The sequence below is a fragment of the Hymenobacter sp. YC55 genome, assembly GCF_029433095.1.
Lineage (GTDB): Bacteria > Bacteroidota > Bacteroidia > Cytophagales > Hymenobacteraceae > Hymenobacter.
The window spans coordinates 1,899,008-1,913,549 of sequence record NZ_JARNTX010000001.1 but is presented as its reverse complement, the minus strand read 5'-3'; the positions used below and the strand labels follow the sequence as shown (position 1 = coordinate 1,913,549).

At 54.1% G+C, this 14,542-nt stretch carries 12 protein-coding genes; 5 read left to right on the top strand and 7 right to left on the bottom strand.

All coding sequences use genetic code 11. From position 1 onward, the window contains the following. The first annotated feature begins 229 nt into the window (after positions 1–229). The 5 genes from P1X16_RS08115 (at position 230) to P1X16_RS08095 (ending at position 6,763) form a co-directional block, all read left to right on the top strand. Complete coding sequence (locus P1X16_RS08115) at positions 230–1,978, top strand: M14 family metallopeptidase (RefSeq protein ID WP_277227442.1); 1,749 nt, start codon at positions 230–232, stop codon at positions 1,976–1,978. 176 nt (positions 1,979–2,154) lie between these two features. Continuing rightward, a complete protein-coding gene (locus P1X16_RS08110) occupies positions 2,155–3,051 on the top strand; it encodes an ABC transporter ATP-binding protein (RefSeq protein WP_277227441.1) in 897 nt (298 codons plus the stop codon). A 106-nt stretch (positions 3,052–3,157) separates the two neighbouring features. Beyond that, complete coding sequence (locus tag P1X16_RS08105; RefSeq protein WP_277227440.1) at positions 3,158–3,919, top strand: ABC transporter permease; 762 nt, start codon at positions 3,158–3,160, stop codon at positions 3,917–3,919. Positions 3,920–4,328: 409 nt separating this feature from the next. Then, positions 4,329–6,233, top strand: a complete 1,905-nt coding sequence (locus P1X16_RS08100; RefSeq protein WP_277227439.1) for a GDSL-type esterase/lipase family protein — start codon at positions 4,329–4,331, stop codon at positions 6,231–6,233. Between the two features lie 104 nt (positions 6,234–6,337). Next, the gene (locus P1X16_RS08095; RefSeq protein ID WP_277227438.1) at positions 6,338–6,763 is read left to right on the top strand and encodes a DUF1810 domain-containing protein; all 426 of its coding nucleotides are present in this window, start codon (positions 6,338–6,340) and stop codon (positions 6,761–6,763) included. A 120-nt stretch (positions 6,764–6,883) separates the two neighbouring features. Here P1X16_RS08095 and P1X16_RS08090 read toward each other — a convergent pair whose 3' ends face one another. From P1X16_RS08090 to P1X16_RS08060, 7 genes are all read right to left on the bottom strand, one after another. After that, entirely contained in the window at positions 6,884–7,672 is a 789-nt protein-coding gene (locus P1X16_RS08090; RefSeq protein WP_277227437.1) for a hypothetical protein, read from the bottom strand. A 158-nt stretch (positions 7,673–7,830) separates the two neighbouring features. Continuing rightward, complete coding sequence (locus tag P1X16_RS08085) at positions 7,831–8,403, bottom strand: cupin domain-containing protein (protein WP_277227436.1); 573 nt, start codon at positions 8,401–8,403, stop codon at positions 7,831–7,833. Between the two features lie 156 nt (positions 8,404–8,559). After that, positions 8,560–9,807: a bifunctional 3,4-dihydroxy-2-butanone-4-phosphate synthase/GTP cyclohydrolase II gene (locus tag P1X16_RS08080; RefSeq protein WP_277227435.1), complete on the bottom strand. Its 1,248-nt coding sequence runs from the start codon at positions 9,805–9,807 to the stop codon at positions 8,560–8,562. A gap of 235 nt (positions 9,808–10,042) precedes the next feature. Further along, positions 10,043–10,858, bottom strand: coding sequence for a pyrroline-5-carboxylate reductase (gene proC / locus P1X16_RS08075; RefSeq protein WP_277227434.1), 816 nt, complete (start codon positions 10,856–10,858; stop codon positions 10,043–10,045). Positions 10,859–11,072: 214 nt separating this feature from the next. Then, entirely contained in the window at positions 11,073–12,116 is a 1,044-nt protein-coding gene (locus P1X16_RS08070) for a UbiA family prenyltransferase (protein WP_277227433.1), read from the bottom strand. After that, a complete protein-coding gene (locus P1X16_RS08065; RefSeq protein WP_277227432.1) occupies positions 12,109–12,807 on the bottom strand; it encodes an HAD family hydrolase in 699 nt (232 codons plus the stop codon). Before P1X16_RS08065 ends, P1X16_RS08070 begins: the two co-directional genes overlap by 8 nt. A 545-nt stretch (positions 12,808–13,352) precedes the next feature. Continuing rightward, the gene (locus P1X16_RS08060; protein ID WP_277227431.1) at positions 13,353–14,534 is read right to left on the bottom strand and encodes a glycosyltransferase; all 1,182 of its coding nucleotides are present in this window, start codon (positions 14,532–14,534) and stop codon (positions 13,353–13,355) included. Between the last annotated feature and the right edge of the window lie 8 nt (positions 14,535–14,542).

The following is a 14,542-nucleotide window of genomic DNA, read 5'->3' as shown; positions in this document are numbered from 1 at the left end:
CGCAGTCGAAGCATCTCGCTAGTGTAGTAAACTCGAACGCTATTGCAACGATTCGAGCGAGATGCTTCGACAAGCTCAGCATGACCACTCTGGTTATATGCATTGATTTTCTTCTCCTTCTATCTAGCAGTTAAAGCGCGACAAGGGTAGTGCATCGGACTATTCCTTGCTTTACGTGTACATTCTGCAGGGAAACGCTAGTTTCGGGGCTTGAACCTTGCTCCTGTCTATGCTTTCTTTCCTACTGTCTACATTGCTGCTTGCCTCACCGCCTAAAGAAGACTGGCGCACGCCTTTCGAGAAGGGCAACGGCAATACCACTGCCACTTACGCGGAGTGCATTGCTTATTATCAGAAGCTGGACGCTGCCTACCCCGAAATTCAGATGCGCGTAGTGGGTCCCACCGACAGCGGCCAACCGCTGCACGAGGTAGTAGTGGCACTCGATGGTAAGTTTGAGCCCGCCAACAGCCAAGAACGTTCTCGGCCAGTGGTTTTAATCCAGAACGGCATCCACCCCGGCGAGCCCGAAGGCATTGACGCCAGCATGGCGCTGGTGCGCGACTACGTGCAAAAGAAAGAGTTGCGGCGCCAGCTAGACAACATGACGCTGGTAGTCATCCCGATTTACAACGTGGACGGGGCGCTCAACCGCAATTCCACCACTCGTACCAACCAGAACGGCCCCGAGAGCTACGGCTTCCGCGGCAACGCCCGCAACCTCGACCTGAATCGGGACTACGTAAAGCAAGACTCGCGCAATGCCCGCTCGTTTGCCGAGCTTTTCCGCCGCTGGCAGCCCGACATCTTTGTGGACACCCACACTTCCAACGGCGCAGACTACCAATACACCATGACGCTGATTGCCACGCAGAAAAACAAGCTGGCACCCGCTCTGAGCGACTACCTAACGCAGCGCCTGCTCCCCGCCCTGAACACCGGCATGGACAAGCACAAGTCGCCGCTCACGCCCTACGTGGATTTTGAAGGCCAAACGCCCGATGCCCGTGGCCTGGTCGGCTTTCTGGAAACTCCGCGCTACTCCACTGGCTACACCACGCTCTTCAACACCATTGGCTTCGTGACGGAGACGCACATGCTGAAAGCCTACACGCCCCGCGTGCAAGCCACCTATGACTTCCTGGACGTGTTGCTACGCTTTGTGCATACCGATGTACTAGCCCTAACGCAAGCCCGAAGCCAAGCAACTCAAAAGCTTAGCGCTCAAACTACTTTCCCGCTGGCCTGGAAGCTCGATACGACGGCAGCAGACAAAGTCAACTTTCGGGGCTACACCGGCAAGACCAAGCCGAGCGAGGTAAGCGGCCAACCCCGCCTCTACTACGACCGCAAAGCCCCATTCACTCGCCAGCTCAATTACTACAACACCTTCCGGCCCACGGTCACGGTTTCGCGCCCGCAGGCGTATCTGATTCCGCAAGCTTGGACTGAGGTGCTCGACCGGCTGCGCGTGGCCGGCGCCCCCTTGCAGCGCCTCGCCCACGACACTACCCTCACGGCCGAGGTGTACTACATCGAGGACTATAAAACCAGCCCGCGCCCCTACGAAGGACACTACCTGCACAGCGGCGTTACGGTGCGCACCACCCAGCAGCCCCTCCGCTACTACCGCGGCGACTACGTAGCCCGCCTCGACAATACCACTGCCCGTTTCCTGGTCGAAATGCTGGAACCCCAAGCCACCGACTCCTATTTCGCCTGGGGTTTTTTCGATAGTATCCTGCAGCAGAAAGAGCATTTCTCTGACTATGTATTCGAGGATGTAGCAGCCGACTTACTACGCCGCGACCCGGCACTGCGCGAGCAACTGGAAAAGCAAAAGCAGCAAGATCCAGCCTTAGCAAAAAGCGGCGCGTCCCAGTTGGAGTGGGTATACCGGCATTCCAAATACTATGAACCTACCCACATGCGCTACCCAGTTGCGCGCTGGCAAGGCGGAAAATTGGCTACTGAATAATATCCCGCAAGTACCTGACTGCTTGCCTTTAACATTCCTGCTATTCAAGCTACTATTTCACTACAGCAAGAAATAGTATTGCAATGAAGCGAAGGAGCCTTCTGCAAATACAGCACAAGCATAGAGCTTTACATTGCGTCAATTACAATGACGTTGTTTCCTTATAGCTTCGCGCCATGGCTATCCTCGAACTCAACAATCTTTCCAAAGCCTACGGCAGCACCACTGCCTTGCGCAACCTTACGCTGAGCGTGGAACCGGGCAGTGTATACGGGCTGCTTGGACCTAATGGCAGCGGCAAAACCACTACCCTCGGTATTGCCTTAGGCGTGCTGCGGGCGTCGGGGGGGAGCGTCCGTTGGTTTGGGCAGGCACCCTCTGCTAGCAACCGCCGCCGCGTGGGGGCACTGCTCGAAACGCCTAACTTTTTTCCCTATCTCTCGGCCCGCCAAAATCTGCTGCTCGCCGCCGATGTGAAGCACGCTGACCCAAGCACCGTCGATCGGGCACTGGATGTAACTGGTCTAGGCACGCGTCAGCACGATGCCTTCAAAGGTTTCTCGCTGGGCATGAAGCAGCGTTTGGCGCTGGCCTCCACCCTGCTTGGCAACCCGGAAGTGCTGGTGCTCGATGAGCCCACCAACGGCCTCGACCCGCAAGGCATTGCTGAAGTGCGCGGCTTGGTTACGCGCCTGGCCGCCGACGGCAAAACCATCATCATTGCCAGTCACCTGCTCGACGAAATCGAGAAAGTGTGCACCCACGTGGCCGTACTCCAGCGCGGCGACTTACGCGCCGCCGGCCCCGTGCACAACATTCTCGCCACTGCCGATCGAGTAGTGCTGCGCCCCGCTTCGGATACTTCCGCCACTACCCTCCAGCAAGCCTTGGCAACGCTGCCTTGGGTATCAGATGTGCGGCCCGAAACGGCCGGGTCCTTCAGTGTCGCCTTAAGCGCGGGCCAAGGTTCGGCCGATCTAAACCGCGCGTTGTTTGCCCAGGGCATTGCGCTGGCCGGCCTGGAAGTGCGCCACCGCAGTCTGGAAGCACAGTTCTTGGAACTAACAAAATGAAGGGCTACATGATGGAGTTGTTCGACAGTTGGCAGTTCAATAAGCCAGCGGAACAACCAAGTATGTAGCTTCTTACCATCTCAACTATTCTATAATTCCCCCGCATATGTTCCGCGCTGAACTTCGCAAAATTCTCCCCTACCGTACTGTCTGGATAATTCTAGCGCTGTTCATAGTACTCTTAGCGCTGTTTGTATCGGCGGGGGGCAACGTGGTACTCAATGGGCAGCAGGTGGGCGCTACACTTTACACCTTTCCCGGGCTGTGGCAGAAACTCGCCTATGTGGCTAGCTACTTCAATTTGCTGCTTGGCATTTTGCTGGTTATTCTGATAACCGACGAATTTCAGTTTCGCACGTTCCGCCAACAAGTTATTGATGGGGCATCTGTGGCAGAACTGCTCCAAAATAAACTGTTGGTATCAGGTCTGCTGGCGGCATTCGGTATGCTAACGGTGCTGGGACTCGGCTTCTATTTTGGCCTAACCCGGGCCGCTGATACCGCCAATCAAGCCACAGTAGGCATTACGGCCGTGGCACTGTACGGGGTGCAGGTACTAGGCTTGCTGTCCTTAGCAGCCCTGTTGGCTGTGCTCGTGCGCCGAAGCGGCCCATCTATTCTGCTGTTTCTACTTTACGCCTGGGTGGTCGAGCCGCTGTTACGCTTTTCGCTCCCCGATGAGCTAGACCGCTACCTTCCTGCCAAAATCTTCAATAGCCTCACACCTATGCCCGGCCAGGAGGTGCTCGACACAATGACGGGGCCCTCAGTAGCATTATTGCCTACTCAAGCCTTACCATTAGCACTAGTGTACACAGCAGTTTTTTGGGGCCTGAGCTACTTTGTATTGCGCAGTCGAGACTTATAAGCTCGTAAGGCTTAGCAGTACCCCTATCTACCGGTAAATAATTTATAAGCCACTACAAATCAAACTGTAGCGGTCAATTATAAACGCATGCCATTAGGGTAAAGCAAGATATAATATAACTAAATTAACATATTTTTAATATAAATTTTTAACGTTATAGTGCCAATTCATATAACCCTTAAATATTTATATCGTACTTTTATAATTATTCAATTGTCAGCTCCGCGCTACGGCAATTGAAACTTTCTCTGTAAGGTTTTCTGTATCACTGGCATATCCTTAGCCGTTGGGGCTAAGGCAAAACGCGGTATTCTGCTGTTCCACTGCCAAACCTAGTCAACCATACAGACCGCTCTTTCCTTTTCTACCACCAAAACCCGTTGCTGTGAAACAAGACTTTTCCACGAATTTGTCTTCACCTCCCGCTTTTTTTCAATTTCACAAGGCTCTGCTTGCCCTGACCCTGTTGCTGCTGAGTTTACCAGCAGTGCTTCAGGCGCAAGTAAAGATTATGCCTTTCGGCGACTCGGTTACGCAGGGCGCCGCGCTACACAACAGCTACCGCCGCGCACTCTGGATAAAGCTGCAAAACGGCGGCTATTACGTCGATTTTGTGGGCAGCCATGACACCAACTTTGGTGGGCCGCCCCAGAACACCGACTTCGACCTCAGCAACGAAGGCCACTGGGGCTGGCGAGCAGATGAGTTGCTGTACTCGGTCAACGATTGGGCCGCCGCCAACCGGCCTGACATTGTGCTGCTACACGTAGGCACCAACGATGTGCTTCAGGGACAAAGTGTAAACAGTACAGTAAACGAAGTCGGCCAGATTATAGATCGGCTGCGGGCCGTCAACCCCAATGTTAAGCTACTACTAGCCAAGCTAATACCTACTACCCGCAGCGAAAACGGCACCATTAGCGCCCTGAATGAGGCGTTGGGCGGGCTGGCCGGGCAAAAGAACACCGCGCAATCGAGCGTGACTATTGTAGATCAGAACGCCAATTTCAACGCCTACGCCGACACCTACGATGGGGTGCACCCCAATGAAGAGGGCGAGGAAAAAATGGCGTCGAAGTGGTACCAAGCTCTCCAGCCCTTACTTACTCCGGCCCCGTCGCCCTATCTGCTCCCGGCAGTTAACCCTGAAAATGTGACGGCAGGTTTAAACTACCAGTACTACGAAGGCAGTTGGAGAGAACTACCGAATTTCGACATGTTAGCCCCCGCCAAGGAAGGCGAGACCCCTTGGCCGACGCTAGCACCGCGCAACCGCGACGAACATTTTGCTTTTCGCTACACGGGCTACATCGACGTGCCCGCTGACGGCGAATACACCTTCTTCACTTCCTCCGACGACGGTTCGCAGCTTTTCATCGACTCGCATCTGGTTGTGGACAACAACGGCCTGCACAGCTTGCACGAACGCTCAGGCACGATTGGCTTGCAGCGCGGCAAGCACGCCCTGACCGTAACCTTCTTTGAAAGCACAGGGGGGCAGGAATTTGATGTTAACTACGAAGGTCCGGGCATTGGCAAATCAGCTATTCCTGCTTCTTCTTTGTACCGGGAAGGCAGTATAGGAAACCCCACGGCCAGCTTCTACCGTGCCATCAACCTCAACGGTCCGGCGCTGCACCTCGACGGCAACGCCTGGGAAAGCAGCTCGACAGCTAATTTTTCGTTCTCGGGCCACACATACGAAAACCAAGACGTAACGCTTACTCCAGAAACGGACTCAGACCGGGCGCACATGATTCGCTCCATGATTTGGGGAGGCGCTGTTTCGCTTACGCTAAACGCAGTACCCAGCGGCACCTACGACGTCTACTTGTACGTTTGGGAAGACAACCACCCGGAAACCTTCAACATCGAGTTGGAGAACAACAGGGTTTTGAGCGACTACAATAGCGAAGGCCAAGGCCGGTGGAACAAACTAGGCCCGTGGCGGACCACTATTACCGACGGGGCACTCAACCTGGAAGCGCACGGTGGAGCCGCCAACCTTTCGGGACTGGAAGTATGGCGCATAGATTCCAACAATGCCTCGCAAGACGCACAGGCCACTAGCAGCGCCGACAAGCTTTCTATTCATCCCAACCCTGGTGCCACGCAGGTATTCTTAAACACTGATGCCAACGACTGGAGCCAAGCTGTGGTGCGCGACAGTTACGGCCAGGTACGCCTAACGCAGAAGCGCCAACAAGTTGACTCCGGCCTGGATATTTCTGCCTTGCCCAACGGCATATATGTGGTGGAAGTAACATCTACTGACGGCCAACTATTGCGGAGCAGACTACAAGTGGAACATTAAGCCAACACAGGCATAGTAGCCCCGTTGAACATGCGCGTTATCGGTAGCCCACGAGTTATGTAGACTACTTCAAACCACTTTATTCCGGAACTATCCACCATCAAATGAGCAACGAGAGCAGCTTACAACGCTTTGTAGAAGCCCAGGAAACTTCGTACGCCACTGCCTTATCTGAGATTAAGCGGGGCAGAAAACAAACCCATTGGATGTGGTACGTCTTCCCTCAGCTAAAAGGCCTAGGGGTAAGCAGTACCGCCCAATACTACGGGCTGGCAGATGCCGCGGAAGCCGAGCAGTATAGCCAGCATCCGGTACTCGGCCAGCGGCTACTCGACATCTCCAACGCGCTGTTAGAACTTTCCAGCTCGAATGCCACCACCATCATGGGTAGCCCCGACGATGTTAAGTTGAAATCGTCGATGACGTTGTTTGCGTCCCTGCCCGGTGCCAGCCCTGTCTTTCAGCGCGTGCTCGACAAGTTTTACCAGGGCGCTCAAGATCCGAACACGCTACGCTTACTCGGCCGTTAGAACAACAAACCCACCGCACCCTTGCGCCCAAACAAGATTCAGGAAGCACAAGGGCCATGGGTACATACCACAAAAAAGCCCTGCTGTATAGCAGGGCTTTTTTGCTGGGAGGCACTTAGGCTACTTAGCTTCTTCCTTCACCAATGAGTTAGCATAGTTCACAATGAAAGCTAACTCGCGCGCTACGGTGAAGCTTAGCTGATTTTGCTTGGCATACTGCTCTAGCTGTTTGGACTGGCCGCGAAACACGTTCAGCAGATCCTTTTTAGGATTGCGCAGCGCAATAACGTCACCCGCCGGAGTGGCCAGAAAAAAGTCGTCTTTCATTTCGGTATAGGTACCGGCGTAGCGGCCAGCGCCGTAGGGGTTGCCATAGCCATACCCCCCATACCCATAGGGCCCGGAAGAGGTCACGGTGCGCTGCATCAATGATTCGCGGCGGAGCAACATGCGGGGCCCATTGCTAAGCTGCTCGAAAAACGCCGGCGACTTGAAGTCGCTGTAGTCGTTGCCGTGGTTCCAGCGGTAGGTCCGGAACACGCGCACTCGGTTCAGATCCGACTCTTCGGTGCGCCGGGAGCCATAGAACGGATTGCCGTAGTAGTAGCCGTTGCGGGCATCGTAGAAGTTGTCGTAGTAGCCGGTAGCTCGGCGGCTATCCCGATTCTCACCCTTCACCGCGAAGCTATTGATAGCCACCGCCGAGAGCGTCGTGACGGTGCCGTCGGGCTGCGCCATCATGAGCACGTCCTGGTCGCGGCGGAGCGTAACCGGGCCGCGGAGGGTATCGCCGTTGGTGAGCAGGATGGTGCTGCCCGCAAATTGTTGAACAAAAGCAGACTGTTGGGCCTCGGCGGTGCGGGCCACTGCCAGCAGCCCAGCCAGGAAAGTGACGGCAAAACGATACATGGTCATAGCAGCAGAAAGATAACCGAAAAAACGAGGGGCTGCCGCAGCAGCGTCGTTTTTCAGGACCAGCCCGCAGCCGGCCCTAGTATCTGTTCTAACCTACTATTGTATCCCCGGGTTCATTAAAACGCACCGCTTACCGCACACCTAGCCCGGATTCAATCAGGGCTCAGCTGGCCGCCTACGAAGATGGTATCATTCTTCGCCGCCAACTCTTTCCGGGCTTCCGGGCGTTGGTAGGGCATCTTGCTGGCAGTACGAAAATACTCTTCCATAGTGCCGGCTGGCTGGTGCATCACAATCAGGCGCGCATCCCCTTCGCTCGTTTTAACAAAGGCATGCTTCACATTGCGCGGTACGAACATGGTATCCCCGGTCTTCAGGCGCATAACCTCCTCTCCTACCTGAAACTTGAATTCCCCGTCGAGCACATAAAACCATTCGTCCATCTTAAGATGCACGTGCAGAATAGGGCCTATTTTGCTCCGCCGCAAAGTGTCGAAAATGACGCAGCGCCCCTGGGTGTCTTTGGCCGATACTTTCACGGTAAACGTGGCATCTAGAAACTCGAACGGCTGATTGGTCCGGTCGTCGCCGTTTCTTACTAGAATTCCTTTTTGAGGAGTTTCGTCGTTCGTACCATCCACAGGCGCAGCAGCCAAGGCCAATGGTGCTGTATAGGCTACCGCCGGAGCGGCCAAAGACAGTTGAAGGAAAGAGCGTCGTTGCATGGGTTGCTGTATAATCGTATTTATTGAATATATGGTTCAATCCTCTGAAAATCAACCCATTCACATGTATATGTGATATTGACACGACTAGCTTTAAATAAAAAACAGCCCGTACGAGTACCGTATGGGCTGTTCAAGCAAGGCTATTACGCTGTTCTAACCGACTCCTAAAGCCGTATCCGGACTTACATGCGGGGCGAGATTGGTGCCCATAATGGTGTGCCCGAGCTTGTCGCGCTTGGTAGCCAGGTAGCTCTGGTTGTGCTCGTTGGGTTCGATTTCAATAGCCACCGACTCCACGATTTCTAATCCGTAGCCGATCAGGCCGGTACGCTTGCGCGGGTTGTTAGACAGCAAACGCATCTTACTGATACCCAAGTCACGCAGGATTTGCGCGCCCACGCCATAATCCCGCTCGTCGACCCCGAACCCGAGCTCTACGTTGGCTTCTACGGTGTCGCGCCCCTGCTCCTGGAGTTTGTACGCCCGTAGCTTGTTGAGCAGCCCGATACCGCGGCCCTCCTGGTTCATGTATACGATTACACCGCGGCCTTCGCGCTCGATTTGCTCCATGGCTTTGTGCAGCTGCGGACCACAGTCGCAGCGGCAACTGCCGAAGATGTCGCCCGTCACGCAGGAGCTGTGTACGCGCACCAGCACCGGCTCGGGCGTGGAGATGTCTCCTTTTACCAACGCTAGATGCTGGGCACCGTTGGAGCTTTGCGTGAAGGAGTATAAGTCGAAATCGCCCCACTGGGTGGGCATCCGCACCGAAATATCGCGCGAGATTAAGCTTTCCTTGGCTAGGCGGTACTTGATTAAGTCTTGCACCGAAATCAGCTTCAGATTCCACTTGGTAGCCACAGCGCGTAGCTCGGGCAAGCGGGCCATTTCGCCGTCTTCGCGCAATATTTCTACCAGTACACCCGCGGGCTCGAAACCGGCTAAGCGGGCCAAATCTACGGCTGCCTCGGTGTGTCCGGCGCGGCGCAGCACGCCTTCTTTACGAGCTTTCAGCGGGAAAATATGACCAGGCTTGCCTAGTTCTTCGGGCTTGGTTTCGGGGTCGATGAGGGCCAGAATGGTCTTGGAACGGTCGGAGGCCGAAATACCGGTGGTAACGCCGTTCTTCAGCAGATCGACGCTGACGGTAAAGGGAGTGGCGTGCAGGGCGGTGTTGCGGCCCACCATTAGCTCCAGCCCGAGCTCTTCGCAACGGTCCTCAATAAGCGGGGCACACACGAGCCCCCGACCGTGGGTGGCCATGAAATTGATGATTTCGGGCGTGGCACACCGAGCCGCGCAAATAAAGTCGCCTTCATTTTCACGGTCCTCGTCGTCTACTACCACTACTACCTTGCCCGCCCGGATATCGGCAATGGCGTCTTCTATGGAATCAAGCATGGAAAGCTGATTTTACGCTGATATTAAAGTATTTAGCGGGGTTTCTTGGTTAGCAACCTAATCGCAAAGCTGAAGAACAACTACCAACAGCGGTGCGAAGTTACGAGAGGTGAAATTGTAAGCGCTGAAACAGTAAAATTGATAGATAAGAAAAGGCGAAATGGATGGCCCTCTCCTGCTCCTTGCACGGGTAGAACATCAACTTCGCCTTTGCGGGTTTCTCTGTTTTCGCCTTCTACTCTTTTGCCAGCTCCGTGGCCCGCTGCTGGGCGGCTTTTATGCCATCAACCAGCGTATCAGCGAGGTTGCCGGCGCGGAAGGCTCGCAGAGCCGCTTCGGTGGTGCCACCTTTCGAGGCCACATTAGCAATCAGTTGGTCGAGGCTTTGGTCGGAGTTATTGAGCAAGTGGAATGCCCCTAGCATGGTTTGCTTCACCAGCAAACCGGCCACCGATTCAGAAAACCCAAGCTCCTGACCGGCCCGCATCATGGCCTGCACGATGTAATAGAAATAAGCTGGTCCGCTGCCACTTACGGCGGTTACGGCGTCGAGCAAACTCTCGTCTTCCAGAAAAATGGACCGGCCCGTGGCATTAAGTAAGTTCTCTACCTGGTGCAGCTGGCTACGTTCCACCTCTGGGGCCGCCGAAAAACCGGTGATGCCCATGCCCAGCAAAGCGGGCGTGTTGGGCATGGCTCGCAATACTTGCTGATGATTGAGTTCGCGCTGCAACCGCGCGATGGGAATACCAGCCATGATGGAAACCACCGTTTGCTGGGGTTGCAACACGCGCCGCAAGCCGTCGGCGGCCCGCCCAAAATCTTGCGGCTTCACGGCCACCAGCACCACATCGTAGTCGCCTACGGCCGCGGACACTAGACCCGTTGGCAGTCCCAACTGGCTGGCGTGAAGGCGCTGGCAGTGCGCATCGTCGCGGCCTACTAGTAGCATATCGGTGCGCGCTACGAGGTTGTATTGCAGGAATGCTTTGGCAAAGGCCTGCCCCATATTACCGCAGCCCACTATGGCAATGCGTAGGTTCTTGTTCATCTCTATCGGAAAAGTTTCTGGCTAACAACCTCCTCTTTCTTTATCTACAGCGTGCTCTGTTGGTCAGTACCAGCCTTACACCGCAAGCTTGGCCGCCTCAATGATAAGGCGAAACCAGCAGTCTATAAAGCAACTGTGCCCATAACTCACGGGGAGCTATGGGCACGAAGCTAAGTTTGGTAGTGTATCAGGAGTACTCCGGGCAATGCTATGCTTACTTGTTCAAGCTAAACTGCGCTTCGAGCAAGGGAGAAAGTACCGGAATCCGGACGAACATGAGCGTAACCAACAGCAGGCAGAACAGCACCACGTACGTCATAAACCACTTACGCGTATAAAGCTTTTCCGAACCTTGCACCGGCGAGTTTTCCAGCAAACCGATCTTCAAGTACCAAGCAAAAAGCAAGGCGAAGAAAGGGAAGCTAAGCAGCAACTCGATGCGGTTCTTGATCAGGAAGATACCCAGGAAGAACGCCGAGGTGAGGGCGTAGAAGAACATGGAAATCAGCAAGCTGTTCTCGGTGTAGAACTGGAAAGAACGACGATAGAGACCAGCCAACTCGGGGTTTTTGATCAGGCGATACTCGGCGAAACGCTTGGTAGCCATCAGGTAAGCACCACCCATCCAGTAGGCGATAATGATACTGGAAGGAGGCAAGCTGTTGAAGAACGAAGAGCCGCTGAACGTAACCGACGTGAGAGCAGGCGCTACAATAAACCAACCGAGCATAAAGCGGATGGGGTTGTTAACCGACTCCGACAGCACGTCCAGATACACCCGCTCTTTGGTACGGAGCGGACGCACGTTGTAGATCACGCCCATTACCAGCAAGAAGATGGAAATCAGCAGGAACTGAAGGCTGATTTGATAAGCCAAGAAGAAACCAACGGCTGCTAGCAAGAACCACTCGGTGTAAACCAGCGCTGGGTTTACCACCCGCACCACCGAGGTACGCTGCTTTTTCAGGGGGTGAAACTTGTCGAACTCGGCATCGAGGTACTCGTTGATAACGTAGTTGGCGGAAGCAACCAAGCAAGTGCTGATCAAGCCAAGCACCAGCTTAACGAAAAGAGCGGTGTCGAGCGGAACTTTGTAGATGATGAGAGCGAAGAGCACGCCCGGCATCATAAACACGTTCTTCACCCAGTTGTCGGGCCGGGCAATGGCGATGTAGTCAGCTATACCAGCTGGTACCCGGGTCACGAGACCTTCGGTCGGCATTACCTCAGGAGAGGCAGAAATAGACGCTTTATCCATGAGCGGGAGTCGTTAAAGTGGCGACAAGTTGGTTTTCTAGTTGTTTGTAGAACGTGAATTGGTCGAAAGGCTGCTTGTCGACAATCAGACAAGGCATACCGGCGCGCTCAGCGCAAACGCCGTCGAGTTCGGGTCGGTCGCCAATAAAAAGACACTCGGCGGGCGAGATGCCTAGTTCGGCCGTCAGGTACAGTAAGCCCTGGGGGGCGGGCTTGAGGTGATTGATGTGCGGATCGGTAGAGCTGACGATGATGTCAGCAGCTAGGTTCATAGCATCAAGCTTATCTTGAGCTGGGTAGTCAGAGTAGATGCCAATGGTGATACCACGTTGGCGCAGAGCAGAGAAGAAAGATTGCGCGCCGGGGTATACGCAACTTGCTAGATATTGGTTGGGATGATGAAACATCCAGTAGTCAACTACGCGCTTAACTTTTTCAAACGGGTAGTCTGTGCACCAAGTGTATTGAGCGTTCTGTAGATCAGGTATCGACTGGCCTGGGCGTTTCTCCCTTTCGGACCGAAACTTCTGCAGAATGCGCATTTCCTGCAGCCGCCAAGGTCGAAGAGCGTAATAGCCGAGCAGGTCAAAGAGCATTTTCGAGCGAAGCCGCGACTGATTGTACAACGTGCCGTCGACATCGAAAATCACCGCTTTTACGCTTTCCCAATCAACCTTTTCCAAAGATATCATTATTTGAATGTAAAACTATAACGTGGTAGCAACTATGAAACACATGATTGAATTTTTCATATGTAAAATAGCAATCCCCACAGTAAGCTTTAAATTATATGTTTTCAAAATTATGCCATATGAAGTATTAATCCAAATTGATGTAGAAATATTATAATGGCGTTTCTTAATACAATCGTTTGTTCTGTACCTTAAACGCTGTTTTTGCGCATCATAATCAAATAAAAAGTTGATATAATACAAAATCAACAGAATTTCACCACCTGCGCTTAGCGCAATCGTATGAAAGGCTGTTTTTCAGCAGTACGCCGCCCTGCTGAGTGAACTACTATGGTCAGATACGACCTTCTCTTGTAGAGTGCTTTCGCAGTGCTTCATGATAGCTTCATTTACTGAAGCAGCCCAAGAATTACTACCTCAAACTCAGCCGCCCCTAACCTACTTAGTCTTTAAATGCTTCCCGCTAGTTGCTAACCATGAGCAGAAAATAAGCGGTGATATTTATGACGCTTACACATACAGCTCACCAGCAACCTGGTGACCTTTTAGCTGACTTTAGTAGTCTCGAACAATGTTTCGAGTTGGTTGGTAGATGCCTCCCAATCATAGTGCTCTTGCACAAATTTTCGGCCTTGCGCCGCCAAGCGAGTTGCTGAATCGGTATCAGTAAGCAAGGAGGTAATGCATTCGGCTAGCTCCACTGCCGACTCCCCAACCAACAAATCATGGCCTGCACGACCGTGCAAGGCATTGTTGGCTAACGGGGTGGTGATGCAAGGCAGCTTCATGGCCATAGCTTCGAGCAACTTATTCTGTAAGCCCGTCCCAACGCGCATGGGTGCTACAAACACGCGGGCAGCCGCATAAGCATCCCGAATATCATCAATCCAGCCGCTAACCGTAACGGCGTCGGAAGCCAAGGCCAGCACCCGTGGCGCGGGGGTAGTACCCGCAATAAGCAGCCGCGCCGCCGGGTGCGCGCGCCGCACCAGCGGCAGAATCTCGAGGGCTAAAAATTCGACGGCATCCACGTTGGGGTGGTAGCTCATGTTGCCGCAGAACAGAAGATCGTGCGTTTTGGCAACCATACGGGGCGCAAAGAACTCGGTGTCGATACCGTTGCGCACGATGCGGATTTCCTCGCGCCGCGGGTGCTCAATGAGTTGGCGGTCTTGCTCGGAAATGATGGTATGAGACTGAAACCAATCGAAGGTTGCGGCTTCGTAGGCTTGCAAGCTTCGACCTTCGCGGGTGTACACCTTGCCTTCAGCCCAAGAGCTTTGGTCGGCGCGGCGCAACATCCCCGTCGAGAATACATCCATGTAATCCAGCGTCATGGGCAAGCGGCCCGCATATGAACGCACGTAATGCGCCATCCGGATAAGCTGGCAGTAGACCTGGTCGGGCTGAAACTCACGGATCAGGGCATCGAGGCGGCGCTGCACGCGGGCATCATAGAAATAGCCAACCTGAAAGGGCAATCCTTGAAGCAGGGCCAGCGCCATATTGCGGGCAATACCTGGCCGCCGGAGCCGCTGCACGTGTAAGCCGCCCACACACAACGGCCGAACGGCCTCATAAGCAGTTGCCGACACTTCTTCGTCGGAAAGGCAGAAGAGGCAGACTTCGTGGTGACGGGCTAAGTAACGGAGCTGGTGGTAAGCCCGCAGTTTATCGCCTTTGTCGAGGGGAAACGGAAAGCGAGACAGGAGAACAAGGAGCTTCATTGCCGGCA

Bases quoted from the DNA above. Each gene is read 5' to 3' on its own strand.
- P1X16_RS08115 (WP_277227442.1), top strand. From the start codon at position 230: ATGCTTTCTTTCCTACTGTCTACATTGCTGCTTGCCTCACCGCCTAAA.
- P1X16_RS08110 (WP_277227441.1), top strand. From the start codon at position 2,155: ATGGCTATCCTCGAACTCAACAATCTTTCCAAAGCCTACGGCAGCACC.
- P1X16_RS08105 (WP_277227440.1), top strand. From the start codon at position 3,158: ATGTTCCGCGCTGAACTTCGCAAAATTCTCCCCTACCGTACTGTCTGG.
- P1X16_RS08095 (WP_277227438.1), top strand. From the start codon at position 6,338: ATGAGCAACGAGAGCAGCTTACAACGCTTTGTAGAAGCCCAGGAAACT.
- P1X16_RS08090 (WP_277227437.1), bottom strand. From the start codon at position 7,672: ATGTATCGTTTTGCCGTCACTTTCCTGGCTGGGCTGCTGGCAGTGGCC.
- P1X16_RS08085 (WP_277227436.1), bottom strand. From the start codon at position 8,403: ATGCAACGACGCTCTTTCCTTCAACTGTCTTTGGCCGCTCCGGCGGTA.
- P1X16_RS08080 (WP_277227435.1), bottom strand. From the start codon at position 9,807: ATGCTTGATTCCATAGAAGACGCCATTGCCGATATCCGGGCGGGCAAG.
- proC (WP_277227434.1), bottom strand. From the start codon at position 10,858: ATGAACAAGAACCTACGCATTGCCATAGTGGGCTGCGGTAATATGGGG.
- P1X16_RS08070 (WP_277227433.1), bottom strand. From the start codon at position 12,116: ATGGATAAAGCGTCTATTTCTGCCTCTCCTGAGGTAATGCCGACCGAA.
- P1X16_RS08065 (WP_277227432.1), bottom strand. From the start codon at position 12,807: ATGATATCTTTGGAAAAGGTTGATTGGGAAAGCGTAAAAGCGGTGATT.
- P1X16_RS08060 (WP_277227431.1), bottom strand. From the start codon at position 14,534: ATGAAGCTCCTTGTTCTCCTGTCTCGCTTTCCGTTTCCCCTCGACAAA.